Genomic DNA, 26,584 nt, shown 5'->3' on the forward strand with positions numbered 1-26,584 from the left:
CCGCCGCCGCGTACCCCCTACAGCACCCGCCTTCTGCGCCCCAGCCACGTCTGCGCCACCACGACCACCGCCAGGAAGCCGCCGCTGACGACCTGCTGGTAGGCGGAGTCCAGGGAGCCGATCTGGTTGATGACGTTCTGGATGACCTTCAGGAGCAGTACGCCGACGAGGGAGCCGCTGAGGAAGCCGAAGCCGCCGGACAGGAGCGTGCCGCCGATGACGACGGCGGAGATCGCCTCCAGTTCCATGCCGGAGCCGAGGATGGTCACGCCGGACGCCAGCCAGGCCGCGTTGAGCGCGCCCGCGAGGCCCGCGCACAGGCCGGACAGCGTGTAGACGGCCGTCTTCGTGCGGGCCACGGGCGCGCCCATGAGCGCCGCCGCGTCCTCGTTGCCGCCGACCGCGTACACGTACTGCCCGAAACGGGTGCGCCGCAGCACCACGGCGCCCGCCACGAACAGGCCCGCCGTGATCCACACGGGCGCGCCGACGCCGAGCAGCTTGCCCTGGCCGAGGGTCGCGAAGAAGGAGTCCTTGTCGACGAGGTACGTCTTGGAGCCCTCGTCGGTGACGGCCAGCAGGATGCCGCGCGCGCCGAGCAGCGCGGCCAGCGTCACGATGAACGGGGCGAGCCGGGACCGGGCGATCAGCAGGCCGTTCACCAGGCCGATGAGCCCGCACACCGCGAGCGGCAGCAGCAGTGCCACCGCCGTGCCGTACTGCGAGCCCCATGCGGCGAGCACGCCGCCGAGCGCGAACAGCGAGCCCACGGACAGGTCGATGCCGCCCGTGACGATCACGAACGTCATGCCGAGCGCGACGACGGCCAGGAAGGCCGAGGACGCTGCCATGTTCTGCATGTTGTCGGTCGTCATGAACGTGTCGAAGGACAGCCAGGCGGCGAGGACGGCGATCACCAGGGTGACGAGGGCGCCGTGCTGCTGGGCCAGTGCGCTGAGGCGCTCCGAGCGCGTCGCGCCGGACGGCTCGTGCTGCGTGAGTGTGTTCATGGGCGCGACCGGACTCTCCGTGTCGACCGTCATCGCTTCCCCCTCTCGCGGGCCGCGTACACGGCCAGGACGATCACCACGGCCTGCGCGATCTGCGTCCACGACGGCGGCAGGTCGTGCTTGATGAGGGTGGCCGTGAGCAACTGGATCAGGACGGCGCCCGCGACGGTGCCGCCGACGCGGACCCGGCCGCCGCTGAGCGGGGTGCCGCCGACGACGACCGCGGTGATCGCGGACAGCTCCATCAGATTGCCCAGCGACGTCGGGTCGCTGGCGGTCAGGCGCGCGGTCGCGAGGACGCCCGCGATCGCGGCGAGGGCGCCCGAGCACACGTACACCAGGACGAGGACGCGGCGCACGGGCAGACCGGCGAGCCTGGCCGCGGGGCGGCTGTCGCCGATCGCGAGCAACTGGCGGCCGAAGGTCGTGCGGCGGACGACGAACGCGACGAGCAGCGCGAGCGCCACCGCGATGAGCACCAGATAGGGGACGCCGAGGAGGTCGCCGGAGCCGAGCGAGGCCATGGTCGGGTCGTGGACGTCCTTGAGCTGGGGCAGCAGGACCTGGGCGAGGCCCCGGCCCGCCACCATCAACGCGAGCGTGGCGACGATCGGCTGGACGCCTATGAAGGCGATGAGCGCCCCGTTCGCGACGCCGACGGCGACTCCGCCGAGCACGGCGACGAGCAGCGCGATCCACATGCCGTAGCCGAGGTACAGGGAGAGCAGGGACGTGGAGAGCGCCATCACCGAGCCCACCGACAGGTCCACGCCCTCGCTGCCGATCGCCAGGGCCATGCCGAGCGCCACGATCAGGACGGGCGCCACCTGGACGGCCTGGGTGCGGAAGTTCTCGGCGGACAGGAAGTGCGGGGTGACGGCGATGTTCACCAGGAGCAGGACGGCGACGCCCAGATGGACGCCGTAGTCCTGGAGCAGGCGCAGGAGGCGGTCGCGGTCGATGCGGGTGCGGCCGCCGAGGCTGAGGTCAGTCATCGTCACCTCCAGGTGGGGCGGGGGCGGCGGTGGCCCGAGCGGCGGGCGCGGCCGCGATGGCGCGCATCAGGCGGTCCTCCGTGACGGCGTCGCCGGTGAGTTCCTCGACGACCGCGCCGTCCTTGAGGACCACCACGCGGTCGCTGCCCTCGATCAGCTCCTCCACGTCCGAGGAGATCAGGAGTACGCCGAGCCCGTCGTCGGCCAGCTCGTCGATGAGCTTCTGCACCTCGGCCTTCGCGCCCACGTCGATGCCGCGCGTCGGCTCGTCAAGGAGAAGGACCTTGGGGTTCATGGCGAGCCAGCGGGCGAGGAGGACCTTCTGCTGGTTGCCGCCGGAGAGTTCGCCGACCTTCTGGTGCGGTCCGGACGCCTTGATGCGCAGGCGCTTCATGAAGGTGTCGACCACGCGGTCGATGCGGGCCTCGTCGACCAGGCCGAACCGGGACAGGCCCGGAAGGGCGGCGAGCGCGATGTTCTCGCGCACCGAAAGGCCCGGCACGATGCCCTCGGCCTTGCGGTCCTCGGGCAGCAGGCTCACCCCGGCCCGGATCGCGGCCGGCGTGGAGCCGGTGCGCACCGGCACCCCGGCGACCACCACCCGGCCCGAGTCCGGCGGCAGCGCCCCCGCGATGGCCTTCGCGGTCTCGCTGCGCCCGGAGCCGAGCAGCCCGCCGAGCCCGACGACCTCCCCGGGCCGGATCGCCAGGGACACGCCCCGCAGCTGGTGGCGGACCGTCAGCTCCGTTGCCTCAAGGACGGGTTGGGCCTCGGTGTCGTGGCTCCCACTGAACTTCGTCAGGCCTTCCTCGCGTACGTCGCCGACGTCGCGGCCGAGCATCAGCGAGACGAGCCGCAGCCGGTCGAGGGCGGCGATCGGGCCGCTGTGCACCGACTTGCCGTCCCGCAGCACGGTCACGGTGTCGCACACCTCGTACAGCTCGTCCAGGCGGTGGCTGACGTAGATCACGGCGATGCCGCGTGCGCGCAGCATCCGGATCACGCCGAACAGCGTGGCCACCTCGCGCGGCTCCAGGGACGACGTCGGCTCGTCCATGATGACGACCCGCGCGTCGACCGCGACCGCGCGGGCGAGCGCCACCATCTGCTGCGCGCCGACGCCGAGTTCACGCAGCGGGCGGCGCACGTCCACGCGGACGCCGAGGCTGCCGAGGGCCTGCTCGGCCTCGCGGTGCATCCGGCGGAAGTCGATCAGGCCGAGGCGGCCGCGCGGCTCGCGGCCGAGGAAGAGGTTGCGGGCCACGCTCATCAGCGGGACCAGATTGACCTCTTGGTAGATGGTGGAGATCCCCGCGTGCTGGGCCGCGAGCGGGGTGGTGAACTCCACCTGGCTGCCGTCGTACGTGATGACGCCCGAGCCCGGCGCCGCGGCCGGGTCGGGCCGGTACACGCCGGTGAGGACCTTGATGAGCGTGGACTTCCCGGCGCCGTTCTCCCCGATCAGCGCGTGCACCTCGCCCGCGCGGGCCGTGAAGTCGACGCCGTCCAGGGCCCGTACGCCGGGGAAGGTCTTGCTGAGGCCCGTCACCGAGAGCACGGCGGCCCCCATGACCGGCCGCGCCGCGGACTCCGTCACCGACGGCACCTCAGTACGCCTTGCCGAGGTCCGACTTCGCGTTGTCCTTGGTGTAGGAGCTGTCCTTGATAACGATGTCCTGCGCGACTTCGCCGCCCTTGGTGAAGGTGTCCAGGGTCTTGAAGGCCAGCGGCCCGAAGCGCGGGTTGGACTCGATGACGCCGTCGATCCAGCCGTCGACGATGCCGCGCACGGCGTTCTTCGTGCCGTCGATCGTCACGATCTTCACATCGCCGGCCTTCTTGCCCGCGCCCTTCAGGGCGCCGACCGCGCCGAGTCCCATCTCGTCGTTCTCGGCGTAGATCCCGTCGATGCCCGGCTTGGACTGGATGAGCTGCTCGGTGACCTGCTGGCCCTTCTCACGGGCGAACTCGCCGGTCTGCTTGAAGACGACCTTCAGGTCCGGGGCCTTGGCCTTGAGCCGTTCCTGGAAGCCCTTGGTGCGGTCGGTGGTGACGTTGTTGCCCGCCGCGCCGAGCAGGATCGCGATCTCGCCCTTGCCGCCGGTCGCCTCGATCATGCGGTCGGCGGCGCGCCTGCCCTGTTCGACGAAGTCCGAGCCGATGAAGCTCACATAGTCCTCGCAGGCGGCCGCGTTGATCTTGCGGTCGATGGTGACGATCGGGATGTGCTTGGCCTTGGCCTGGCGCAGGACCGGCTCCCAGCCGTCGGAGTTTAGCGGGGCGATGACCAGCAGGTCGGCGCCTTTGGCGATGAGGTCCTGGACGTCGCTGATCTGCTTGGAGAACTGCGACTGGGCGTTGGCCGTCAGGAGCTTCACGCCGCGCTTGTCGGCCTCGGCCTTGATGGACGCGGTCTCGGCGATCCGGAAGGGGTTGGCCTCCTTCTCGGACTGCGAGAAGCCGACCGTCGCGGACTTCAGGTCCAGCTTCTTGGCGCCGTAGTCCCCGATCACACAGGTCTTGCCGCCCGCGCCGGGGGAGGAGACGACCTGGCCCGCGTCGCCGTCGGCAGCGGACTGGGAGTCGCCGGAGTCGGCCCCGTCGTCCTCGGACTTGGCGCATCCCGTGGCGGTGAGCGCGAGGCTCGCGGCGAGGCCGACGGCGAGCAGGGTGCTGGCCGAGGCGCGGCCTACGGAACGGCCCGAGGTAGGGCGAAGGAAGATGTTCGGCTTCATGGGAGTCCCCAAACGGCACGGCCCCGGCGCACACTGAGAGCGCTCACGGGAGATACGGGTTTGCGGTCAACTCAGCGGTACGGGGAGCTTTTTACATCGTTGAAAGAGGGCTGTAAACCCTTCGCGCACGCGCGGGCCGCACACCGGCGCCGCGCCGGGACGGCCGGAACCGCCCGGGGACGGAGGGGACTTGGGCCTCGCTCCGGGTGGATCCGGCGTGCGGAAACGGCCCCCGCGACTCACCGGCGCCCGAGCGTGCTCTCCCGCTCCACCAGCCGGAACTCCGCCGACAGCGTCCGCCCGCCGGGCTCCCCGTCGCCCGCGAGGCTGCGCAGCAGCGAGGCCACCGCGAGCCGGGCGATGGCCTGCTTGTCGGGCGAGATCGTGGTCAGCGTGACGGCGCCGAACTGCCCCTCCGCGATGTCGTCGAAGCCGACCACCGCCACGTCCCACGGCACCCGAAGGCCCCGCTCGTGCAGCACCCGCATCGCCCCGATCGCGACCAGGTCGTTGTACGCGAACACCGCGTCGGGCCGCACCCCGGAGTCCAGCATCCGCGCCATCGCCTTCGCCCCGTCGTCGCGGTTCCAGCCGCCGACCGCCCCCACCAGGGACTCGGGGGCGGGGATCCCGGCCGCTGCCAGCTCCGCCCGCCAGCCCTCAAGGCGCAGGTGGGCGGGGCGGTTCGCGGAGTCGGTGCGGGCTCCGAGGTAGGCGATGGCGCTCCGGCCGCGGCTGATCAGGTGGCCCACGGCGGCGCGCGCGGCGGCGACGTTGTCGATGGCGATGTGGTCGTAGGGCAGGTCGTACTCGCGCTCGCCGAGCAGCACCAGCGGCACATCGTCGTTGCGGCCGTCACGGCCGCGCAGGTCCTCCGCCTCCAGCTCCAGCGGGCTCAGGATCAGGCCGTCGATGACGCGGGCCCGGAAGCCCTGGCTGACCAGGACCTCCTGCTCGCGGTCGCCGCGGGTGTGGTCGAGCAGGACGGTGAAGTCGTGCGCGGCGGCGGCGTCGATGACGGCTCCGGCGAGCTCCGCGAAGTAGGGGTTGCCGAGCTCGGGGACGGCGAGCGCGATGATGCCGGTGCGGCCCTTGCGGAGGTGACGTGCCGTCAAGTTCGGGCGGTAGCCCAGCTCGTCGATGGCCTGCTGCACCCGGGCGCGCATCGCCGGGGTGACGTGCTGATACTTGTTCACCACGTTCGAGACGGTCTTGATCGAGACGCCCGCGCGTTCCGCGACATCCTTGAGGCTCACCCGCACGTGCCACTCCTCGCGTCGATGTGCGCCCCGGCCCCCCGGGGCGTTCGGCGGCATGCGCCGCGGCCCTGGACAGCGCGCCCGGAGCCGTGCTGTCATGCCAACTGCCGTTCCTTCCAACGTTGTACAGACTCGTTGTACCGACTGGAGCGACGAGCCGCCACCCTTCCTCGACAAGGAGGATCCGTGCGCCCTAGACGATCAGGAAAGCTCCGGCACCAACTGGCCCTGCTGCTCACCGCCGCCCTGGTGTTCTCGGGTCTCGTCGCCCAGTCCGCCGCGAACGCGGCGGGCGACGAGGCACCCGAGGTCCACGGCCTGAAGGGCGAGTACTACACCCAGTCCGCCCCCGGGGCCTTCGACTTCCACGAGCTCAAGGCCACCGGCTTCGACCGGAACATCGACTTCGACACCCTCGAACCCCGGCTGAACCTCGCCACCGGCAAGTCCGACGACGCCACCGTCCGCTGGACGGGGAAGATCGTCCCGGAGCGGTCCGGTGCCCGCACCTTCGCCATGACCGGCGACAACGGCTTCCGCCTCTGGGTCGACGGCAAGCTCGCCATCGACCACTGGGTCGACGACTGGGACCGCGAACAGACCTCCCGGCCAGTCGAGTTGACCGCGGGCGAGGCCTACGACTTCAAGGTCGAGTACTTCGAGCACTACGGCGGCTCCAACCTGCACCTGCGCTGGACCGAGCCCGGCGGGACCAAGAAGGCCGTGCCGCAGTCCGCGTTCCGCCTCCCCGACGGCTGGGACTACGACGGGGCGACCGCCGCCACCGTGCAGAAGGACGGCCGGGTCCTGAGGCTGGAGTTCGTCCAGGAGCTCGCCGCACCCCCCGCCGGTCTCGTCGGCCACCTCGAAGCCGTCATCGGCGGCGCCAAGTGGCCGCTGGACGCGGCCAGGCAGGACCCCGCCGACCCGCGCGCCCTGCTCGTCACCCTCAAGCAGCCCGTCGTCGGCAACAAGACCGGCACCGCCCGCGGCACCGCCGATCTGCGCTACGACGGCAAGGGCGGCCTGACCGGCGCCGACGGCAAGCAGGTCGGGGCGTTCTGGAGCAGCGGCGGCAACAAGTCCACGTACGAACTGCGCTCCAAGTGGGCGGACGACGTCGGCCCCGGCAACGCACTGCCCGAGTATCCGCGCCCGCAGCTGAAGCGCGCTGACTGGCGCAATCTCAACGGAAGTTGGCAGTTCGCCGCGGCCGAGGCTGGGGAGCAGCCGCCGGTCGGCGAGAAGCTCAAGGAGAAGATCCTCGTCCCCTACCCGGTGGAGTCCCAGCTCTCGGGCCTCCAACGGCACGAGGACCGCATGTGGTACCGCCGCACCTTCACCGTCCCGGCCGGCTGGAAGGTCGGCGACCACCGCGACGACCAGCGGCTCAAGCTGAACTTCGGCGCCGTCGACTGGCACGCCAAGGTGTACGTCAACGGCACCGAGGTCGCCGACCACAAGGGCGGCTACGACAAGTTCAGCGCCGACATCACCGACGCCCTGAAGCCCGGCCGGACGCAGGAGCTGATCGTCGGCGTGCACGACCCGACCGACGCCCCCGGCGGCCCGAACCCGCCGGTCGGCAAGCAGCGCCTCGACCCGTCGGGCATCTGGTACACGCCGTCGTCGGGCATCTGGCAGACGGTGTGGATGGAGCCCGTGGCCCGCGACCACGCCGAGTCCCTGAAGATCACCCCCGACGTCAAGACCAAGCAGGTCGCCGTCGAGGCCAAGGGCGTCCGCGACGGCGTGCCCGTCAAGGCGGTGGCGTACGAGGGCAGGAAGAAGGTCGCCGAGGCGAGCGGCCGCACCGGCAGGCCGCTCAAGCTCACCCTGAGGAAGCCGCACCTGTGGTCACCCGACGACCCGTTCCTCTACGACCTGAAGGTCACCCTCGGCGGGAGCAAGCACGGAGGCAAGCACGCCAGCCGCGCCGATGAGCTGCGGAGCTACTTCGGGATGCGCTCCGTCGCCGTGGAGAAGATCGACGGCACCCCGCGCACCGTCCTCAACGGCAAGCCCACCTTCCTCATGGCCACCCTCGACCAGGGCTTCTGGCCCGACGGTCTGCACACCGCGCCCACCGACGAAGCCCTCGCGTACGACCTGAGGATGCACAAGGAGATGGGCTTCAACTCCGTCCGCAAGCACATCAAGGTGGAGCCCGACCGGTGGTTCTACTGGGCGGACAGGCTGGGTCTGATGGTGTGGCAGGACATGCCGTCCATGCGGGCCGAGCGGAACCCGGACGCCGCCGCCCGCGCCCAGTACGAGCACGAGATGAAGCAGATGATCGACGAGCACGGCAACAGCCCGTCCATCGTCATGTGGGTCACCTTCAACGAGGGCTGGGGCCAGTACGACCAGGGCCGCATCGCCGAACAGGCCAAGGCCTGGGATCCCACGCGCCTCGTCAACGGCATGTCGGGGCTCAACCTGGGCGCCGACGGCGGCAAGGGCGACCTCATGGACGAGCACGGCTACCCGAGCCCGGCCCTGCCGCCCCGGCCGGACGGCGAACGGGCCCTGATCAACGGGGAGTACGGCGGCCTCGGACTCGCGGTGCCCGGCCACGCCTGGTCCGTGCAGCAGAGCTACGTCGACGTGGACCCCGCGAAGTACACGGAGGAGTACCTCACCAAGCTCCGCGAGGTGCGCGCCCTCGCCTGCAAGGGCGGCAACGGCGCCGTCTACACCCAGATCTCCGACGTGGAAGGGGAGTTGAACGGCCTGCTCACCTATGACCGCGAGGTCGTCAAGCCCGATGTGCCACGGCTGCGCGCCGCGCACGAGTCCCTGATCAAGGACGCCTCGCAGGCGCCCGTGCGGGGCTGCGCCTGACGGACCGATGTGCTCCGGCCCGTCCGTGGGGGCGGGCCGGGGCGCATCTCCGTGCGCGCGGCCGTATCCGGACAATCAGGGCCGGGGCGCCCGGACGCCACCCCCGCACCACCCTTGACGAGTACACGTACGCGCCCGAAGAATGAGCGCGCCCGATGCAGTGACAACGTTGTCCAAGGAGGCGTTCCCACCCATGAGATGGACCCACCGGCTGCGCGGCGCGGGGACGGCGGCCGTGGCGGCCGCGCTCCTCGGCGGGGCCCTCGCCGTCCCGTCGGCCGACGCCGCCCCGCGCGGCGAGCGCCTGACCGACCTGGTCAACCCGTTCATCGGCACCGAGAACGAGGGCAACACCTACCCGGGCGCCGCCGTGCCCTTCGGCATGGTGCAGCTCTCGCCCGACACCGGCCACAACACCGGCTACGACCACTCCGACACCCACATCCGGGGCTTCTCCGCCGTGCATCTGTCCGGTGTGGGCTGCGGCCTCGGCGGGGACCTGCCGGTCCTGCCGACGACCGGGGACGTGACGGAGACCGACTACGCCAAGTACGCGGCGGAGTTCAGCCACGACACGGAGACGGCGCGCCCGGGTTACTACAAGGTCGGTCTGAAGTCCGGCGTCGACGCCGAGCTGACCGCGACCGCGCGCACCGGCGTGCAGCGCTACACGTTCCCGGCGACGGACAAGGCCAACGTCCTCGTCAACGCGGGGCAGTCGCTGCACAAGACGGTCGGCACCGACGTGGAGATCCTCGACCGTCGCACCGTCCGCACGAAGATCACCGGCAGCGGCTTCTGCCAGGACACGAAGCCGTACACGCTCTACACCGTCACGCGCTTCGACCGGCCCTTCGCGTCGGCCGGTACCTGGAAGGGCGGCACGGTCACGGCGGGCTCCCGGAAGTCCTCGGCCGACGGTGAGCGCAACGGCGCGTACGTCCGCTTCGACACCTCCAAGGACCGCACCGTCGAGGCGACGACCGCGCTGTCCTACGTCGACGCGCGGGGCGCCGCGCTCAACCTCCGTGCGGAGGGCGGGCGTTCCTTCGGCCGTGTCGAGCACGCGGCGCGCGCGAAGTGGGAGGACCGGCTCGACGACGTGCGCGCCCAGGGCGGGAACAAGACGCTGCGGCGCACCTTCTACTCGTCCCTGTACCGCTCGTTCCTCGCGCCCAACATCGGCAGTGACGTCGACGGCCGCTACACCGGCTGGGACCAGAAGCCCCATCGGGCGAAGGGCTTCACGTACTACCAGAACTGGTCACTGTGGGACACCTACCGCACCCAGGCCCAGCTTCTCGCGCTCCTCGCCCCGCGCGAGTCGCGTGACATGGCACTCTCCGTCCTCCGCATCGACAAGGAGAGTGGCTGGCTGCCCAAGTGGGGCTACGGCACCGTCGAGACGAACATCATGACCGGCGACCCGGTCACGCCGTTCCTCACGAACGCCTACCAGCAGGGACTGTTGAAGGGGTCCCCCGGATTGGCGGAGGAGGCGTACCGCGCGCTGAAGAAGAACGCCGACGGGGTGCCGCCCGCCGACTCCGCGCCGGTGGGCCGCGAGGCCAACAAGGAGTACATCGCCGAGGGCTTCGCGCCCTACGTCAAGGGCCGCCCGCACGCCAAGCCCGGCGACTCCGACTACGACCACGGCGCGTCGGCCACGCTGGAGTACGCCCTGTCGGACGCGATGCTCGGGCAGATGGCGCGCGAGCTGGGGCACAAGAAGGACGCCGAGCGCTATGCGGCGCGGGCCCAGAACTACCGGAAGATCTTCGACGGTTCGACCGGGTTCTTCCGGGCGCGGGACAAGGCGGGGGCGTTCACCGGGCCCGCCGATCCGGCCAAGAGCGAGGGCTTCCACGAGGGCACGTCCTGGCAGTACCAGTGGCTGGTGCCGCAGGACCTGCCGGGCATGGTGGACCTGATCGGCGGCAAGCAGGCCACGAACGCCCGCCTCGACTCCTTCTTCGCCTACGAACAGCTCCTGAAGGACCCGGCGAAGACCGCCCGCGAGGTGTGGGTCAACGGCCCGTACGACTACTACAACGCGGACAAGTACAACCCGCAGAACGAGCCCGACCTGATCGCCCCGTACACGTATCTGTCCACCGGACAGCCGTGGAAGACGACGGACGTGGTGCACGCCGCGCTGACGCTCTTCACGGACACCCCGACCGGCATGACCGGAAACGACGACCTCGGCACCATGTCCGCCTGGAACGTGCTCTCGTCCATCGGGATCTTCCCGGTGCAGCCGGGCACGGACACCTGGGGCCTGTCGACGCCGGTCTTCGAGCGGGTCGACCTCAGCCTGGACCGCCGCTACTACCCGCGCGGACGGTTCACGGTGAAGGCGCCGGGCACGTCGCCGGAGCGGCGGTACGTGCAGTCGGTGAGCGCCGACGGGGCGGACTACGGGCGGACGTATCTGCGCACCGGTGACATCCGTGGGCTGCGGGAGCTGTCGTTCGCCGTGGGGGACAAGCCCTCGGGGTGGGGTACGTCACCCGAGGCGGCGCCGCCCGTGGTGAGGTGAGCGCGCTCGCGGTGCGCGGGTGACCACTGAGGTCCCACGAGGCCCGTCCTTCCCGGCGGTTTCCGGGAAGGACGGGCCTTAATCTGTTGTTAACTGTACGTAGCGAGATCGTACTTGACCGTAATTGTCGGAGGGTGATTGGCTGCTGGCTCGGTCATCGACCAGCTGCCTTCGATCTGCTGCCTTCGATGTGCCGTCATCGATGTGCCGTCATCGATCTGCCGTCATCGATCTGCCGTCATCGACGCGAGAGCGAGCCATGACCTCTGAGAGCTCGGACCTGCTCGCCCCTCTCGATCTCGCCTTCTGGAGCATCGAGTCCGCCGCACACCCCATGCACCTGGGGGCCCTCGGCGTCTTCGCCGCGGACTCGCCGTCCGCCGCCGCGCACGCCGCCGATCTGCTCGCCGCCCGCGCCCCGGCCGTCCCGGGCCTGCGCATGCGGATACGGGACGTGCTGCTGCCTCCCGGCGGCGCCCAGCGGCAGCCCGCGCCCGACTTCGACCCGCTGGACCACGTCCACCTCGCCCCGGCCGCGGCCGACCTCCACGCGGCGGCGGGCGCGCTCATGGAGCGGCCCCTCGACCGGGACCGGCCGCCGTGGGAGGCGCACGTCCTGCCCGGCGCCGACGGGGCCTCGTTCGCGGTCCTGTTCAAGTTCCACCACGCCCTCGCCGACGGGCTGCGCGCCCTCACCCTGGCCGCCGGGGTCATGGACCCGATGGAGCTCCCGCCCGCGCGCGAGCCCCGCCCCGTCCCCGAGACGCCCTGGTGGCACGCCCTCGACCCGCGGCGGCTTCCCGACACCGTCGGCTCCGCCCTGTCCGGGGCCCGCTCCGCCGCCACCGACGTCGGGCGGGCGCTCGACATCGGCGCGGCCGTGGCGCGGGCGACCTGGGACGTCCGCTCCAGCCCCGCCCTCACCTCCCGGCCCACCGGCACCCGCCGCACCGCGGGCGTCGCCCTGGACCTGGACGACGTGCACCGGGTGCGCAAGACCGTCGGGGGCACCGTCAACGACGTCCTGATCGCCGTGGTCGCCGGGGCGCTGCGGCGCTGGCTGGACGAGCGGGGCGACGGCAGCGAGGGGGTCGCCCCGCGCGCGCTCGTCCCGGTGTCGCGGCGCCGCCCGCGCACCGCCCACCCGCAGGGCAACCGCCTCTCCGGCTATCTGGTGCGGCTGCCCGTCGACGACCCGGACCCGCTGGCCCGCCTGCGCGCCGTGCGCACCGCCATGGACCGCAACAAGGACACGGGCCCCACCCGCGGCGCGGGCGCCGTCGCGCTGCTCGCCGACCACGTGCTCCCGATCGGCCACCGCGTCGGCGGCCCCGCCGTCGCGCACGCCGCCCGGCTGCTCTTCGACATCCTCGTCACCAGCGTGCCGCTGCCCAGCCTCGGCCTGCGCCTGGCGGGCTGCCCCCTCACCGAGGTCTACCCCTTCGCCCCGCTGGCCCGCGGGCAGGCGCTCGCCGTCGCCGTCTCCACGTACCGCGGCCGGGTCCACTACGGCCTGGTCGCCGACGCCGTCGCGGTGCCGGACCTGGACCTTCTCGCGCGGTGCCTCGGCGTGGAACTGGCGGCGCTGGTGGCGGTGTGCGAGCGCACACGGGGCGTGGCGGGCGACCGTTCGGGTTTGGTACCGGGCGCCCGGGCTACGTAAAGTTCCGCTTTTGGAGCTTCCGCGGTCACCTCAGACGAGCCGCGGCACGAGTGCGGTGAGGAACGACAGCGGCCATGACGGTGACAGAGGACAGCCAGCAGCAGGGTGCCGGCGCCGTTGCGTACGGCCGCGAGGGCGACCAGGGGCACGAGGGGCGCCAGGGCCAGGGGGCCGCCGACGCCGCCGGGGACTTCGGTCCGTACGGCCCGGGCATCGACCCCGAGCGGCTCGCCGTCTGCCTGAGCGTCCTCGACGAGCTGGACCAGCTGGACGTCGACCACCCCGACGCGATCACCGTGCGCCGCGCCACCGCCGGGATCTACCGCACCGTGAAGCAGCGCCGCCGTCAGGAGCGCAGGGCCGCCAAGACCGCCCACGACAAGGCCGTCACCGAGGCCACCGCCACCGGCTCCGCGCAGCGCATCGACGACGAGACGGAGGGCATCCTGCCGTCCTCCGTCACCGAGGCCGGCCAGATCGCGGGGATACTCCAGCGCCCCCGCTCCTGCTACACCTGCAAGACGCGGTACGTGGAAGTCGACTACTTCTACCACCAGCTCTGCCAGGCCTGCGCCGCCGAGAACCGCGCCAAGCGCGACGTCCGCGCCGACCTCACCGGCAAGCGCGCCCTGCTCACCGGCGGCCGCGCCAAGATCGGCATGTACATCGCGCTGCGGCTGCTCCGCGACGGCGCGCACACCACCATCACGACCCGCTTCCCCAAGGACGCCATCCGCCGCTTCAAGGCGATGGACGACTCGGCGGACTGGATGCACCGCCTGGAGGTCGTCGGCATCGACCTGCGCGACCCCGCGCAGGTGGTCGGCCTGGCCGAGCAGGTCGCCGAGCAGGGCCCGCTCGACATCCTCATCAACAACGCGACGCAGACCGTGCGCCGCCTGCCCTCCGCCTACGCCGCGCTCGTCGAGGGCGAGAACGCGCCGCTGCCCGCCGGGGAACTCCCCGCCCACCACGTGATCGGCGCCTTCAACTCCGGCGCCGTCGGCGAGCTCGGCGGACCGGCCGCGCTGCCCGTCGGCGTCAGCGGCCTGGACGCACAGCAGGTCGCCGACCTCGCCCTGGTCGCGGGCAACGCCAGCGTTGAGCGGCACCTGGACGGCACCGCCATCGACGCGGGCGGCCTGGTCCCGGACGTCGTCGACACCAACACCTGGGTGCAGACCATCGAACAGATCTCCCCGGTGGAGCTGCTGGAGACCCAGCTCTGCAACTACACCGCGCCGTTCATCCTGATCAGCCACCTGCGGCCGATGATGGCCGAGGCCGCGAAGAAGGCGGCGAGCGGACGCGCCTACGTCGTCAACGTCTCGGCGATGGAAGGCGTCTTCGGCCGCGGCTACAAGGGCGCGGGGCACCCGAACACCAACGCCGCCAAGGCCGCGATGAACATGGTGACGCGCACCAGCGGCCAGGAGATGTTCGAGGCCGACGGCATCCTCATGACCTCCGTCGACACCGGCTGGATCACCGACGAGCGCCCCCACCACGACAAGCTGCGCCTCGCCGAGGAGGGCTTCCACGCTCCGCTGGACCTGGTCGACGGCGCGGCCCGCGTGTACGACCCGGTGGTGCGCGGCGAGGCGGGCGAGGACCTGTACGGGGTGTTCCTCAAGGACTACAAGCCCGGCAAGTGGTAGTCACCGCGTGACCGGAGTGCCTCGCGAATAAGGCATGTCCGGAATCCACCCTTTGTTTTGGCGCCATCGAGCAGACCCGCGCTCATTTGGTTAACCTAGGGCGAACGGGCGGCCACGAGGCGCACACCAGCGTCTCTACGCCGCCCCGGGACAGGCTGCGACCCGCTGCCGCGATCCCGCCCGGACACGGCGCCACCGCGACCGAGAAGACAGCGCAGTAAGCGCAGGCAGCGCAGCCGGCGTTCTTCCGTTACGCGACACAAAGGAGTGCGCGGTGACACCAGATCTGACCAAGCAGGAGAAGCGGCCGGCCGATCGTGGCGGCGAGCGGGGCGGACGTCCCCAGAAGCTCCGCAACCTGGACTCGTGGGCCAAGGCGGCCCCCATCCGACTCGCCGGATACGAGGACGACCTCGCGGAGCCCCACATCCTCCCCGGTATCGACTGACCCTGCGTGAGCGCGCCCCACGCCCCCCGTCGCGAGTCGCGGCGGGGGGCGTGGCATGTCCGGGGGCGGTTGGCCGTGCCGCCGCGTCGCATGGGCCGCCTCGGCCGCGGCTTTTCCCGAAAATATTCTGCAAAAAGACTTTGGGAAAGTGGTCGGGGCGTTCTACGCTCGCCGTATGGCAGACGAAGAGCGCCCGGCGGGCGCCGGACAGGCGGCCGGGGAAGAGCGCGCACAGGACGCGGCGCGGCCCCCGGCCAGGCGGGACCACCTGCGGGTTCTCGACCCGGAGCGGGAGCCCGCCGCCATCAAGGCGCTGACCCACCCGCTGCGGGTCCGGCTGCTCGGCCTGCTGCGCATGGACGGACCCGCCACCGCGAGCGAGCTGGCGGCCAGGACCGGCGAGTCGTCCGCCTCGACCAGCTACCACCTGCGCGTCCTCGCGAAGTACGCGTTCGTCGCCGAGGCGGAGCACCGCGACAGCCGTGAGCGCCGCTGGCGCGCGGTGCACGCGGTGACCACCTGGGACCACGAGGCGATGGAGGCCTCACCGGTCGGCCGGGAGTTCACGGGCAAGATGGCGCGGCGCCAGCTCGAGCACCTGCGGGAGTCGCTGGAGTGGTACGAGGCCGACCTGGCCGCCGGACGGATCGGCAGGGAATGGCTTGAGCCGTCCGGCATCACGGACCTTCTGCCGGACCTGACCCCCGAGTCCCTGACCGAGCTCAAGCAGACGTTCGAGACCAAGCTGGAGGAGCTGACGGCGCGCGACGTGGGGGACCCGCGGGCCGGGAAGGTCGTGGTGGCCTTCATGGGGCTGCCGGTCGCCGGGCGGCGGGCGGGGGAGGAAGGGGCCGGCGGGGCAGGCGGGGCGGACGGCGCGGGGGGTTCGGCGGCGGTCGGCCCGGCGGCGGTGGTCGGCCCGAGTGAGGGGGACAGCCCAGGCGGGGCAGGCGGTCCGCGCGAGGGGGAGGACCGGACGGGGGCGGACGGCCCAGCCGGGGCAGGGCGCCCCGGCGACGGCCCCGGAGATGGCGACGGCCCCGGAGATGGCGACGGCCCCGGCGATGACGACGGCGGCGGCGATGGCGATGGGGTCGGGGCCGTCGCCGACGACGGGGTCGGCCCGGACCAGGCACGCGCCACGGCCGCTGGGCGCACCCCCGCCCAGGCGGACGCGCCCTCCGAGGAGGGCACCCCCGCCCCCAGACGCGTGCGGGGCTACACCCATGACTGAACCCCGCGCACCCATGGCCGACCCCCGCCCACCGGGCGCCGGGTTCCTCGACCCGCGTACCGCGCGCCGCCGCTACGCCACCGTCAGCGCGCTGTTCTGGCTGCCGCTCGGCCTGGCCATCGCGCCGATGGTGGCGCTCATGACCGAGCGCGGCCTCGCCCTCGCGGCCGTCGCCGGATGCGTCGCCGCGCACTCCCTCACCGCCGCCGCCCTCGAACTCCCCACCGGGGGACTGTCCGACGTGCTCGGGCGCCGTGCCGTCCTGGCCGCGGCGGGCCTCTTCGACCTCGTCGCGCTGGTCCTGGGAGGGCTCGGCACCACCGCCTGGGTGCTCGCCCTCGGCATGGCGCTCAAGGGCGCGGGCCGTGCCCTGTCGAGCGGTCCCGCCGAGGCCTGGTACGTCGACACGGTGCACGCGAGCGCGGGCCCCGACGCCGACCTGCGCACCGGCCTGGCCCGCGGCGCGGCCGCCGGCTCCGCCGCGCTCGCCGCCGGAGTCCTGATCGGCGGCGCCCTGCCCTGGCTGCTCAGCCTCGGCCCCGACCTCGGCACCCGCCTCAGCGATGGCACGTCCGGCCTGGTCATCCCGCTGTCCGTACCGGCCCTGCTCGGCGCGGTCGTCGAGGTCGGCTTCCTCGCGTACGTCCTGACCCGGCTGCCCGAGCCGCCCCGGCCGCGCGCCACCCTGCGCGGAGTCCTGCGCGGCGTCCCCGCCACCGTGCTCGCCGGAGTCCGCCTCGGCGGCAGGGACACGCTGGTGCGGCGGATCGTCCTCAGCGCCGGTGCCGCGGGCAGCGCGTTGATCACCGTGGAGGTCCTGACCCCCGGCAGGGCCGTCGACCTGACCGGCGCGCCGGAGTCGGGCGCGGTCCTGTTCGCGGGTCTCGCCTGCGCCGGGTACCTGTGCTCGATGGCGGGCAGCCACCTCGCGCCGCCGCTCGCCCGGTACGCGGGCGGGAGCGAGCGCGCGGTCCTCGTTGGCCTCGGCGCCGCCGCGGGCGGCCTGCTGCTCCTCGGCCTCACCGCCGTCGCCTCGGGCCCGGCCACGCTCACCCTCGCGGTGCTCGGCTACGCCCTCGTGTACGTGGGCCTCGGCGCCGCGGGGCCGAGCGAGAACGACATCCTGCACCGGCGCGTCGACAGCGCGGGCCGCGCCACCGCCCTGTCCGTCCAGTCGCTCTCCCTCCAACTGGTCGGCGCCGGAACGGGACTGGTCATCGGACACCTCCCGGAGGGCTCCCCGCGCTGGCTGCTCGGCGGCGCCGTGATGCTCGCGGGCGCCCTCCTGTGGGTGCGCCGCCGCACGGTGCCGGAGGCCGCCGAGACCGCCGAGGCCGCCGAGCGCGTAACAGAGGCCTCGCGCCCTTGAACACGGAGAAGAACCCGCACACCCCTGCACACCCCCGTACTCACGCGAAAGGCACCCCCCGATGCGCAGCATCCACGTCATCGCCCACCCGGAGGCCACGCACCACGTCGAGAAGGTGGTCGGCGGCTGGCACGACTCCGACCTCACGCCCGCCGGGCGCCGCGCCGCGGCCGCCATCGCCCGGGCGCTGCGCGCCGACATCCCCGAGGGCGCGGACGTCGAGCTGATCTCCTCGGACCTGCGCCGCGCGGCGCGGACCGCCGACGCGGTGGGCGAACTGTTCGGCGTACGGCCGGTCCTGGACCGCAGGCTGCGGGAGAAGTCGTACGGAGAGGCGGAGGGCGGTCCGCAGGAGTGGCTGGACCGGCGGTTCGTGCCGCCCCCGGCCGACGGCGACCGGATGGGGCACCACGAGGGCGTGCCGGGCGCCGAGACCAGGGGCGAGTGCGCGCGCCGCGTCTACGACGCCATGGCCGAACTGCTGCGGCGCCCGCGCGCGCACCAGATCGTCGTCACGCACGGGTTCGCCCTGACCTTCGTCGTCGCGGCCTGGATCAAGATGCCGTACGAGTCCCTCGGCTCCGTCAGCTTCCGGGCGCCGTCGGGGAGCATCACGCTGCTGCGCGAGGACGACTTCTTCCACAACCGCCAGGTCGTCAGCGTCGGGGACACCCGCCACCTCGCCACTCCCTGACGTGGCCTCACCGCCTGCCGGGGCGGCCCGGCGCCGTCAGGACCCAGAGGCAGTGGTCCCAGCCGATGTCGTGGCAGGCCCCCACCGTGAGCCCGGCCCGCTCGACCAGGGCGGCGAGCCCCGCCATGTCCCGTACGCCGGAGCCGAACGCGCACTTCAGGCGCAGCTGGTCCAGGGGGGCGTCGGCGTCGTCCGGGTCGGCCGCGGTGACCTGCTCGACCAGGAGGAAGGTGCCGTCGGCGGGCAGCGCGGCGGCGGTCCCGGCGAGCAGGTGCTCGGTGTCCTCGTCGGCCGGCCAGGCGAGTTGACGGCACATCAGCGGCGTCCGCGCCCCGGCGGCGGGGTCGGCACCCGTCTGCGGCACCAGCTCGACGTGCGGCAGCACATCGGTGCCGAGGATCTCCTCGCGCAGCACCCGCAGGACCGAGGGGAGCGCGGTGACGCGGGCCCGCAGCCCGGGGAAGGCGCGCACCAGGGCATTCGCGACCGTGCCCGAGCCGGGCCCGGTCGCGGTGACCTCGGGCACCGCCGACCAGCCGTGGGCGCGCACGACACCGGGGGCGATCCAGCGTGCCTCCTCCTCGACCGCGGCCCGGGCGCCGCCGAGGGCGAGGAGGTCGATGGACACGAGGTAGGTGAGCAGCGCCGCGAGCGTGACGGGGTCGGCGCCGGTGCGCCCGGCCGGCAGGTCCGCGTCCCGGATGCCGCCGTCCACCAGCTCGAACAGGCCGAGGGTGCTGCTGCCCGCGTAGGTGCGGGTGCCGATCGGCCAGCGGGTTCAGGGGCAGCGCCTGCATGATCAGGCCGGAGGCGCCGAGGGCCGCGCCGACGGCGAGCCCGAGGAACGTCCGGGGGGACGCGTTCGGTCCACAGCACCTGGGAGTTGTAGTCCCCGGCGCCGGGGTGCAGCAGGATGCGGGGTCATGGGTGGTGTGCTCCTCACGGGGCGCAAGAAAGTTAGGCTAGCCTTACCTGGCCTTCGGCGATCCAAGTCGGAGGCGCACAGCTCACACTCAGGGGTCGATCCAGGAACCCCGAGGGCAGGGGGAATCGGTGAGGGCGGACGCGCGGTACGAAACGGTGTGGCCGGACGACGACTTCGTGACGCCGGAGGGCCATCCGACGCACGTCCACGACACCCACCAGTTCCTCTACGTGCCGCTCGGACGCATCGTCGTCACGGCCCTCGGTGTCGACTACGACCTGTCCCCGTCCGTCGCCGTGTGGCTGCCCGCGGGCCTGCCGCACAGCGCCCGCTTCGACCCCGACGCCCTGGTGCTCAGCGAGACCTTCGACCCCGCGCGGCACCCCTTGCCGTACGCGGGCGCGACGCTCGTGAACGTCAGCGCGGCCCAGCGCCGGCTGCTCCTCGGGCGCATGCGCGACGCCGACGTACCCGGAGCCGCGCCCGACGACGCCGCCCTGTTCACCGCCCTGACGGACGGCCAGGCGGACTGCCTGCCCCTGCCGCAGCCCACGAGCCGCGCGGCCCGGGTGGTGGCGGGGGCGCTGCTGCGGCGGCCCGACGACCAGCGGACCGCGTCGGAGTGGGCCGAGCGCCTCTTCGTCAGCTCGACGAGCCTGCGCCGTGCCTTCCGTGCGGAGACGGGGCTCGCCTTCTCCGAGTGGCGCACCCGGCTGCGCCTCAACCAGTCGCTCACGCTCCTCGCCCAGGGGCACCAGGTGGGCGCGGTCGCCGCACGGGTGGGGTTCGTGAGCACGAACGGCTACATCCTCGCCTTCCGCAAGTACTTCGGGCGTACGCCGGGTGCGTACGCGCGGGCGCGCGGCGAGGGAAGCCGTGCCGGAATCCGCGCTTCCGTGGCGGTGCGGGGGCGCTCCGCGGGGTGAGCGCGGAGCCCGTTTGTGCCGATTCGGGGCCCTGCGGCCCTACTTGACTCCGGACGCGAATCGATCATTGGGTAAGGCTCGCCTTGTCGCGTGGGCGGTTCGGGGCATCCGGAGACGAGGACACCACCATGGCCGCTGCAGCCGCCCCTCCCGCCCCCGCAGGAGCCCTCCGTGCGGGCGCGTGACCTCCTGATCGACATCGAACCGCTGCGCACCGGCGCCGACTTCCGCGCCATCTTCGTCGCGCCCGTCGTGTCCCTGTTCGGCCTCGGCATGGCGGCGGTCGCCCTGTCCGCGCAGGTCTACGGGCTCACGGAAGCCACGTTCCAGGTCGCCGTCACCAGCATGATCATGAGCGTCACGGTGCTCCTGGGATCGCTGTGGGGCGGCTGGGCGGCCGACCGCGGCGACCGGCGCCGCCTCATCGTCCGCGCCCGGTCCTGCGCCGCGCTCGCCTTCGCGGGCCTCGCGGTCAACGCCTTCCTGACCCTCGTACGCCCCGACCAACTCCCCGCCGCCGGGGCGCTGATCTCCCTCACCGGCGAGATCGGCTCGATCGCCGCGCCGCTCCTCGGCGGTGTGCTGCTCGCCCTGGGCGGGCCCCGGGCCGGTGTTCGCCTTCACGGCCGTCACCACCGGGGTGACGACGCTGCTGCTGCGTCGCGTGGGACCGCTGCCACCGGCCCGCGACGAGGCTCCGGGCGAGACGCCCGGCGGTACTCCCGGCAAGGGCGCGGAGGACGACGGCGGTTCGCTGCTCGTCGCGTTCCGGTACGCCGCGCGCAACCGTGTCGTCGGCGGCCTCCTGGCCCTGGGTGGTGTCACCGCCCTGTTCAACCTGCCGGTGGTCCTGTTCCCGGAGTTCGTGGACACCCGCTTCGGCGGCGGTGAGGTCATGCTCGGCCTGCTGTACACCGCTCCCGCCGTGGGCGCGGTCCTCGTCTCGGCGACCAGTGGCTGGGGCACGCGGTCCGCGCGCCCGGGCCGTCTGCTCCTGGCCGCCGCCTGCGTCGGCGGGCTCGCGACCATCGGGTTCGGCCTCAGCGGCCAGGTGACGGTCGCCGTCGTGATGCTGTCGGTCGGCGGCGCGGCGGGCACCGTCCACGAGACCCTGGAGTACGCCCTCCTACAGCACCACACCCCCGACCGGCTGCGCGGGCGTGTCGTCGGCGTCATCACCACCCAGGGCACCACGGGCGACGTGGTCGGCGACGCGGAAGTCGCGGTGGTGGCGCGGTGGTTCAGACCGGCGGGCGCGGCCGTGGTCAATGGCGTGGTGTGCGCGGCGGCGGTGCTGGTGGCGGTGGGCGTGCCTGGGCTGCGCCGGGCGAGGCCGCCCGGGGTGGAGGTTCCGGCTCCGGTGGCGGGTGAGGGGGAGCGGTGGGCCGTGGGGCCTCGGCCTTGACGCGGGGGTGCTGGTGTCGGCTCGCCCTGGCTGGAGCTGGAGCTGGAGCTGGAGCTGGAGCTGGAGCTGGAGCTGGAGCTGGAGCTGGAGCTGGTCCGGGTCCGGGGCCGGAGTCGGAGCTGGTCCGGGGCCGGTTCGGCGTAGGCGTCCGGGGCCGCCGAAAAATCCCCCGCCCCGGCCGCCGCCTCCGGATACCTTCGCCGCCATGGCATCCGAACACTTCCAGGACCCGCGCCTGGCCGCGCTCTACGACCCGCTCGACCCCGACCGCAGCGACCTCGACCCGTATCTGCGCCTCGCCGAGGAGTTCGGGGCCCGCCAGGTCCTGGACATCGGCTGCGGCACCGGCGTGTTCGCGCTGCTCCTCGCCGCGCGGGGCATCGACGTCGTCGGCGTCGATCCGGCCGCGGCCTCCCTCGACGTGGCCAGGGCCAAGGAGGGCGGCGAGCGGGTGCGGTGGATCCACGGCGACGCGACGGCGCTGCCCCCGCTCCAGGCCGACCTCGCGACGATGACGGCGAACGTCGCCCAGGCGATCGCCGATCCGGGGGAGTGGCGGGCGGCCCTGAAGGGAGCCCGAGCGGCGCTGCGTCCGGGCGGGCATCTCGTGTTCGAGACCCGCGTTCCGGCGCGGCGCGCCTGGGAGGAGTGGAACCGCGAGGCCTCGTACAGCGTGACGGACGTGCCCGGCTTCGGCGTGGTCGAGGGCTGGTTCGACCTGCTGGAGGTCGACGGGCCGCTCGTGACGTTCCGTGGGAACTGTGTGTTCGCCGACGGGCAGGTCCTGACGGCGGACTCGACGCTGCGGTTCCGCGAGCGGGAGGAGGTCGAGGCGGACCTGGTCGCGGAGGGGTACGCGGTGGTGGACGTACGCGACGCACCGGACCGGCCGGGCAGGGAGTACGTGTTCCTGGCGCGCAGGCCCGCTGCCTGAGGCGGGCCTGCCGGGGGCCTCACGCGCGCCGAACCCCGCACGCGCCCCTCATGTGAACGGCCGCACCACCCACCGCCGCACCACCTCGGCCGCCGCGTCCGCGACCTCATGCCCCTCCGGCCGTGTCACCAGGTCGCTGAGGGCGAACAGGTCGAGGACCCGGCCCAGGTACTCCCAGTCCGCGTCGAGGGGATGGACGCGCTCTCCCGTACGAAACCCTTCGCGGAAGCCGTCGAGGAACCCGTCGGGGTAGGCGTCCCCGAAGCGCAGCATGTTCGCCGCGTCCCCGTACGGACAGCCGGAGTAGGCGAACTCCCAGTCCAGGACGGCGTCCACGCGCCAGCCGGGCCCCGCGCGGGACACCAGGATGTTCTTGGGGTTGATGTCGGCGTGCACCAGGCACGCCAGCTGGTCCACGCGTTCCAGCGCGGGCGCGTGGGCCTCGCACAGCTTCACCCAGGCCCGCCGCGTGGCGGTGTCGAGCCGCACCCCGGGCACCGCGGCCGCGCATGCCTCGGCGACCTCCGGCAACTGCCGTGACCACGGCAGCTCGTCGCGTCCGACGGTGAGCCGGTCGTCCGTGAAGAAGCCGGGCCGGTCGAACGTCACGGCCCCGACGCGGGCGACGACCCGGCCGACCTCGGTGCCGAGCGCGGCGAGGGAGTCCCGGTCGACCCCGCCCGAGCCGAGCACGTGACTGAGGGGCGTCCCCGGCACGTACTCCAGGACCATCGCCGCGCGGGCCTCGTCCGGTTCCACCACGGCGGGCAGCACGTGCAGCACCTCGGGCACCGGCACCCGGGCGCGGCCCGCCGCCATCACCGCGGCCTCCACGGCGGGCGCGGCGCCGCCGAGCCGCGCGACCACCTGCCCGCCACCGGCGAGGTCGAGCAGCGCCGTCTCGTGGGAGAACCCGCCCGCCAGCGGGCGCGCCCCGACCACCGCACGGCCGAGCGCCTCGCCGATCCGCCGAGTCTCCGTCAGCTCCATGGCCCCAGTCTCCCCGACACCACCGGACCGGCGGGGCCTCCCGCCCGCCAGCGGACAGGCGGACTCTCCCGGACCCCACCGGGCCGCTGGGGATCGCCCAGCTTCAGCCGGACGCCCGGGAACGCCCCAATCTCAGCTGGACCCCCGGGGACTCGCCAGCTTCAGCCGGACGCCCGGGAACGCCCCAATCTCAGCCGGACCCCCGGGGAATCCCCAGCCTCACCCCAACACCCAGGGCCCCCAACTCACCCCGACACCGACCCCCGCACCGCCCCCGTGCTCTCCCGCTCGATCAGCCGCGGCAGCGGCACCTGCACCGTGCCCGAAGGGCCGTCGTCGAGGAGGCCGAGGAGTTCGCGTGCCGCCGTCCGGCCGAAGGACACCGTGTCGCGGGACAGCGCGGTGAGCCACGGGTGCACCATCCGGCACAGCGCCGAGTCCTCCCAGGCCACCACCGACACATCGGCCGGGACGCCGAAGCCGAGGGAGGCCGCCGCGGCCACCCCGGCCACCGCCATCACGTCGTTGTCGTACACCAGGGCCGTCGGCGGTGTCTCGGAGCCGAGGACGCGGCGCGTGACCGCCGCGCCCTCGGAGTCCGAGTAGTCCGTGGTCACCGACCGGACCTCGGTGAGACCGCGCCGGTCGGCCTCCGCCCGCAGGGTGCGGATGCGGCGCTCGGTGTGCGCGAGGCCGGGCAGCCCGGCGATGTGCACGACGCGGCGATGGCCGAGGGCGTGCAGATGGCCGACGACGGACGCCATCGCGCCCGCGTCGTCGGCCCAGACGGTGGAGAGGCCCGGGTGCGACGCGCTCTCGGGATCGGGCACACCGCCCGTGACGACCGCCGGGATGCCCAGCTCCGCGAGCAGCGCGGGCCGCGGGTCGTCGGTGCGCGGGTCCACCACGAGCACACCGTCGACGCGGTGCTCGGCCCACCACCGCCGGTACACCGCGCACTCCGCGTCGACGTCCTCCACGACCTGGAAGAGCAGGCCCAGTTGGCGCTCGGCCAGGACCTCCTGGACACCGGAGATCAGCTGGAGGAAGAACGAGTCGACGCCGAGCGTGGCCGCGGGCCGCGCCACCACCAGGCCGACCGTCGCGGCGCCCTCGCCGGACAGGGCGCGGGCCGCGGTGCTCGGGCGCCAGCCCAGCTGCTCGGCGACCCTGCGCACCCGGTCGCGGGTGATCTCGGAGACGCCGGGACGGTCGTTGAGCGCGAAGGAGACGGCGCTCTCGGAGACTCCGGCGCGCCGTGCGATGTCCTTCATGGTCGGCCGGCGTGCCGCTGACCGCTTGCCTTGCACGCGTTGCCCCTTTCCGCCTGCGGCGTTGCGCAGGGTCCCGGCCGCGGTACACGCATGCCTTGCCGGGTACGCACGGCGGCTCGACCTCGTACGTACTAATGCGCTTGAGCCCGGTCAGCCTAAAGCGCATTAGCTGTTCCTCGCAAGGGATTCAACCAACCCTTCTGAACAGGGAGTTCGTACCCGCGAACGGGATGCGAAACAGCAAATCGTCCCCAATCCATTGACTTTTTACTTCCGCTCCATGCAGGGTCTGCCTCGGCACGATTCGCCGCGGCCGGCGCCGCGGACCGAGGTCGTGACCGCCCACGCCGGGCCGAGCAAAGGAGCCGTTCACCGTGCGTCATTCCCGGATATCCAGAAGCCCCCGCAGGGCGGTCGTCGCCGCCGCGCTCGCCGCCGTGATGCTGCCGCTGAGCGCGTGCGGCGGCGGCGGCGAGGGTGGCTCGTCCGACGCCTCCGGCAAGGTCGAGGGCGAGATCACCTTCCAGACCTGGAACCTGAAGGCCAACTTCAAGTCGTACTTCGAGGGTCTGATCGACGACTTCGAGCAGAAGTACCCGGACGCGAAGGTGAAGTGGGTCGACCAGCCCGGCGAGGGCTACGCCGACAAGATCAGCGCCGACGCCGCCGGGGGCACCCTGCCCGACGTCGTGAACGTCTCGCCCGACCTGGTGGCCCCGCTCGCCAAGGCCGGGATCGCCCTCGACCTCGACAAGTCGGCGGGCAAGTACGAGAAGGAGTACCTGCCGGGCGCCTGGAAGAGCCACCAGGTGCCGGGCCTGGAGGGCACGTACGCCTTCCCCTGGTACCTGAACACCGGGCCGCTGTTCTACAACAAGCGCCTGTTCAAGGACGCGGGCCTGGACGCGAACAAGCCGCCGAAGACCTACGACGAGCTGTTCTCCGACGCCGAGGAGCTGGCGAAGAAGAGCAAGGGTAAGGTCGCGACGCTCGCCAACGTCCCGACGGTCGAGGACTTCGGCCGCTACGGCGTGCCCCTGATGAACAAGGAAGGCACCGGCTTCACCTTCAACGACGCCAAGGGTGTCGAACTCCTGACCAAGTACAAGGAGTTGTACGACGCCAAGGCCCTGGACGGGCAGGCGCTCACGGCCACGCCGGAGTCGACCGGCAAGAAGTTCCTCACCGAGGCCGTCGCCATGAACCCGGGCAGCGCCCTGGATCTGGAGAAGTTCAAGAAGGACGCGCCCCGCCTCTACAAGAACATCGGCATCACGCCGCAGATCAGCTCCACCGGCAAGGACAACATGTACGTGATGGGCGTGATGGTGAACACCCGCACCAAGCGGACGCCCGCCGCCGTCGCCTTCGCGCACTTCGTCACCGACGCGCAGCGCCAGATGTCCTTCGCCAAGAAGGTCGCCATCTTCCCCAGCACCAAGGGCTCCCTGGACGACCCGTACTTCACCAAGGAGGACGGCTCGGACGAGACCCGGGTGCGCATCGCCGCCGCCAAGTCCCTGAAGACGGCCGTGAATTACACGCCGGTGCTGTTCAGCGAGCAGATGAAGATCGAGCTGCGCAACGCCGTCGCCCGCGCGCTGCAGGGCAAGCAGAGCCCCAAGGAAGCGCTTGACAACGCTGTCAAGGCCTGCGACCGGCTGCTGAAGCAGAGCTGA

At 72.6% G+C, this 26,584-nt stretch carries 21 protein-coding genes; 12 read left to right on the plus strand and 9 right to left on the minus strand.

Annotated features, from left to right (window positions below):
- Positions 1-17: 17 nt before the first annotated feature.
- The 5 genes from ACZ6AA_RS34840 to ACZ6AA_RS34860 all read right to left on the minus strand — a co-directional run bounded on the left by ACZ6AA_RS34840 (position 18) and on the right by ACZ6AA_RS34860 (position 6,002).
- Entirely contained in the window at positions 18-1,010 is a 993-nt protein-coding gene (locus ACZ6AA_RS34840; RefSeq protein ID WP_471462442.1) for an ABC transporter permease, read from the minus strand.
- Between the two features lie 29 nt (positions 1,011-1,039).
- Entirely contained in the window at positions 1,040-2,005 is a 966-nt protein-coding gene (locus ACZ6AA_RS34845; RefSeq protein ID WP_468460821.1) for an ABC transporter permease, read from the minus strand.
- Positions 1,998-3,563 carry a sugar ABC transporter ATP-binding protein gene (locus tag ACZ6AA_RS34850; RefSeq protein WP_471462590.1) on the minus strand — a complete coding sequence of 522 codons (1,566 nt, stop codon included), beginning with the start codon at positions 3,561-3,563 and terminating at the stop codon, positions 1,998-2,000. The genes ACZ6AA_RS34845 and ACZ6AA_RS34850 overlap by 8 nt, the downstream gene beginning before the upstream one ends.
- A gap of 49 nt (positions 3,564-3,612) precedes the next feature.
- Entirely contained in the window at positions 3,613-4,740 is a 1,128-nt protein-coding gene (locus ACZ6AA_RS34855) for an ABC transporter substrate-binding protein (protein WP_471462444.1), read from the minus strand.
- Between the two features lie 239 nt (positions 4,741-4,979).
- Positions 4,980-6,002, minus strand: a complete 1,023-nt coding sequence (locus tag ACZ6AA_RS34860; RefSeq protein WP_468483301.1) for a LacI family DNA-binding transcriptional regulator — start codon at positions 6,000-6,002, stop codon at positions 4,980-4,982.
- A 183-nt stretch (positions 6,003-6,185) separates the two neighbouring features.
- On the opposite strand from ACZ6AA_RS34860, the gene ACZ6AA_RS34865 reads away from it, so the two are divergent.
- The 8 genes from ACZ6AA_RS34865 to ACZ6AA_RS34900 all read left to right on the plus strand — a co-directional run bounded on the left by ACZ6AA_RS34865 (position 6,186) and on the right by ACZ6AA_RS34900 (position 18,451).
- Positions 6,186-8,843, plus strand: coding sequence for a PA14 domain-containing protein (locus ACZ6AA_RS34865; RefSeq protein WP_471462447.1), 2,658 nt, complete (start codon positions 6,186-6,188; stop codon positions 8,841-8,843).
- Between the two features lie 193 nt (positions 8,844-9,036).
- The gene (locus ACZ6AA_RS34870) at positions 9,037-11,385 is read left to right on the plus strand and encodes a GH92 family glycosyl hydrolase (protein WP_468483303.1); all 2,349 of its coding nucleotides are present in this window, start codon (positions 9,037-9,039) and stop codon (positions 11,383-11,385) included.
- Positions 11,386-11,644: 259 nt separating this feature from the next.
- Positions 11,645-13,048 carry a wax ester/triacylglycerol synthase family O-acyltransferase gene (locus tag ACZ6AA_RS34875; RefSeq protein WP_471462449.1) on the plus strand — a complete coding sequence of 468 codons (1,404 nt, stop codon included), beginning with the start codon at positions 11,645-11,647 and terminating at the stop codon, positions 13,046-13,048.
- A 74-nt stretch (positions 13,049-13,122) separates the two neighbouring features.
- A complete protein-coding gene (locus ACZ6AA_RS34880; RefSeq protein WP_468460809.1) occupies positions 13,123-14,706 on the plus strand; it encodes an SDR family NAD(P)-dependent oxidoreductase in 1,584 nt (527 codons plus the stop codon).
- 274 nt (positions 14,707-14,980) lie between these two features.
- The gene (locus ACZ6AA_RS34885) at positions 14,981-15,154 is read left to right on the plus strand and encodes a hypothetical protein (RefSeq protein WP_169786629.1); all 174 of its coding nucleotides are present in this window, start codon (positions 14,981-14,983) and stop codon (positions 15,152-15,154) included.
- 175 nt (positions 15,155-15,329) lie between these two features.
- Entirely contained in the window at positions 15,330-16,388 is a 1,059-nt protein-coding gene (locus ACZ6AA_RS34890) for an ArsR/SmtB family transcription factor (protein WP_471462452.1), read from the plus strand.
- Positions 16,381-17,757 (plus strand): MFS transporter, encoded by a 1,377-nt coding sequence (locus ACZ6AA_RS34895; RefSeq protein WP_471462454.1) that lies wholly within the window; start codon positions 16,381-16,383, stop codon positions 17,755-17,757. Before ACZ6AA_RS34890 ends, ACZ6AA_RS34895 begins: the two co-directional genes overlap by 8 nt.
- A gap of 61 nt (positions 17,758-17,818) precedes the next feature.
- Positions 17,819-18,451, plus strand: coding sequence for a histidine phosphatase family protein (locus tag ACZ6AA_RS34900; RefSeq protein WP_471462456.1), 633 nt, complete (start codon positions 17,819-17,821; stop codon positions 18,449-18,451).
- A 7-nt stretch (positions 18,452-18,458) separates the two neighbouring features.
- Here ACZ6AA_RS34900 and ACZ6AA_RS34905 read toward each other — a convergent pair whose 3' ends face one another.
- Entirely contained in the window at positions 18,459-19,166 is a 708-nt protein-coding gene (locus ACZ6AA_RS34905) for a methyltransferase (protein WP_471462458.1), read from the minus strand.
- 338 nt (positions 19,167-19,504) lie between these two features.
- Here ACZ6AA_RS34905 and ACZ6AA_RS34910 point away from each other — a divergent pair, with 338 nt between their 5' ends.
- Positions 19,505-20,302, plus strand: coding sequence for a helix-turn-helix transcriptional regulator (locus tag ACZ6AA_RS34910; protein ID WP_471462460.1), 798 nt, complete (start codon positions 19,505-19,507; stop codon positions 20,300-20,302).
- Positions 20,303-20,341: 39 nt separating this feature from the next.
- On the opposite strand, the gene ACZ6AA_RS34915 is transcribed toward ACZ6AA_RS34910, so the two are convergent.
- The gene (locus ACZ6AA_RS34915; RefSeq protein WP_471462462.1) at positions 20,342-20,926 is read right to left on the minus strand and encodes a hypothetical protein; all 585 of its coding nucleotides are present in this window, start codon (positions 20,924-20,926) and stop codon (positions 20,342-20,344) included.
- Here ACZ6AA_RS34915 and ACZ6AA_RS34920 point away from each other — a divergent pair.
- Entirely contained in the window at positions 20,913-21,707 is a 795-nt protein-coding gene (locus ACZ6AA_RS34920) for an MFS transporter (protein ID WP_471462464.1), read from the plus strand. The genes ACZ6AA_RS34915 and ACZ6AA_RS34920 overlap by 14 nt on opposite strands.
- Before the next feature lie 205 nt (positions 21,708-21,912).
- A complete protein-coding gene (locus ACZ6AA_RS34925) occupies positions 21,913-22,641 on the plus strand; it encodes a class I SAM-dependent methyltransferase (RefSeq protein WP_471462466.1) in 729 nt (242 codons plus the stop codon).
- Positions 22,642-22,689: 48 nt separating this feature from the next.
- Here the strand turns inward: ACZ6AA_RS34925 and ACZ6AA_RS34930 are convergent, their stop codons facing one another.
- On the minus strand, positions 22,690-23,631 hold the full coding sequence (locus tag ACZ6AA_RS34930) for a phosphotransferase (protein ID WP_471462468.1): 942 nt from the start codon (positions 23,629-23,631) through the stop codon (positions 22,690-22,692).
- A 245-nt stretch (positions 23,632-23,876) separates the two neighbouring features.
- Positions 23,877-24,941 carry a LacI family DNA-binding transcriptional regulator gene (locus ACZ6AA_RS34935; RefSeq protein ID WP_468460791.1) on the minus strand — a complete coding sequence of 355 codons (1,065 nt, stop codon included), beginning with the start codon at positions 24,939-24,941 and terminating at the stop codon, positions 23,877-23,879.
- A gap of 404 nt (positions 24,942-25,345) precedes the next feature.
- On the opposite strand from ACZ6AA_RS34935, the gene ACZ6AA_RS34940 reads away from it, so the two are divergent.
- Entirely contained in the window at positions 25,346-26,584 is a 1,239-nt protein-coding gene (locus ACZ6AA_RS34940; RefSeq protein ID WP_471462592.1) for an extracellular solute-binding protein, read from the plus strand.

Source organism: Streptomyces sp. NPDC040610 (genome assembly GCF_055594065.1).

Bases quoted from the DNA above. Each gene is read 5' to 3' on its own strand.
- ACZ6AA_RS34840 (WP_471462442.1), bottom strand. From the start codon at position 1,010: ATGAACACACTCACGCAGCACGAGCCGTCCGGCGCGACGCGCTCGGAG.
- ACZ6AA_RS34845 (WP_468460821.1), bottom strand. From the start codon at position 2,005: ATGACTGACCTCAGCCTCGGCGGCCGCACCCGCATCGACCGCGACCGC.
- ACZ6AA_RS34855 (WP_471462444.1), bottom strand. From the start codon at position 4,740: ATGAAGCCGAACATCTTCCTTCGCCCTACCTCGGGCCGTTCCGTAGGC.
- ACZ6AA_RS34870 (WP_468483303.1), top strand. From the start codon at position 9,037: ATGAGATGGACCCACCGGCTGCGCGGCGCGGGGACGGCGGCCGTGGCG.
- ACZ6AA_RS34875 (WP_471462449.1), top strand. From the start codon at position 11,645: ATGACCTCTGAGAGCTCGGACCTGCTCGCCCCTCTCGATCTCGCCTTC.
- ACZ6AA_RS34880 (WP_468460809.1), top strand. From the start codon at position 13,123: ATGACGGTGACAGAGGACAGCCAGCAGCAGGGTGCCGGCGCCGTTGCG.
- ACZ6AA_RS34890 (WP_471462452.1), top strand. From the start codon at position 15,330: ATGGCAGACGAAGAGCGCCCGGCGGGCGCCGGACAGGCGGCCGGGGAA.
- ACZ6AA_RS34895 (WP_471462454.1), top strand. From the start codon at position 16,381: ATGACTGAACCCCGCGCACCCATGGCCGACCCCCGCCCACCGGGCGCC.
- ACZ6AA_RS34900 (WP_471462456.1), top strand. From the start codon at position 17,819: ATGCGCAGCATCCACGTCATCGCCCACCCGGAGGCCACGCACCACGTC.
- ACZ6AA_RS34925 (WP_471462466.1), top strand. From the start codon at position 21,913: ATGGCATCCGAACACTTCCAGGACCCGCGCCTGGCCGCGCTCTACGAC.
- ACZ6AA_RS34930 (WP_471462468.1), bottom strand. From the start codon at position 23,631: ATGGAGCTGACGGAGACTCGGCGGATCGGCGAGGCGCTCGGCCGTGCG.
- ACZ6AA_RS34940 (WP_471462592.1), top strand. From the start codon at position 25,346: ATGCTGCCGCTGAGCGCGTGCGGCGGCGGCGGCGAGGGTGGCTCGTCC.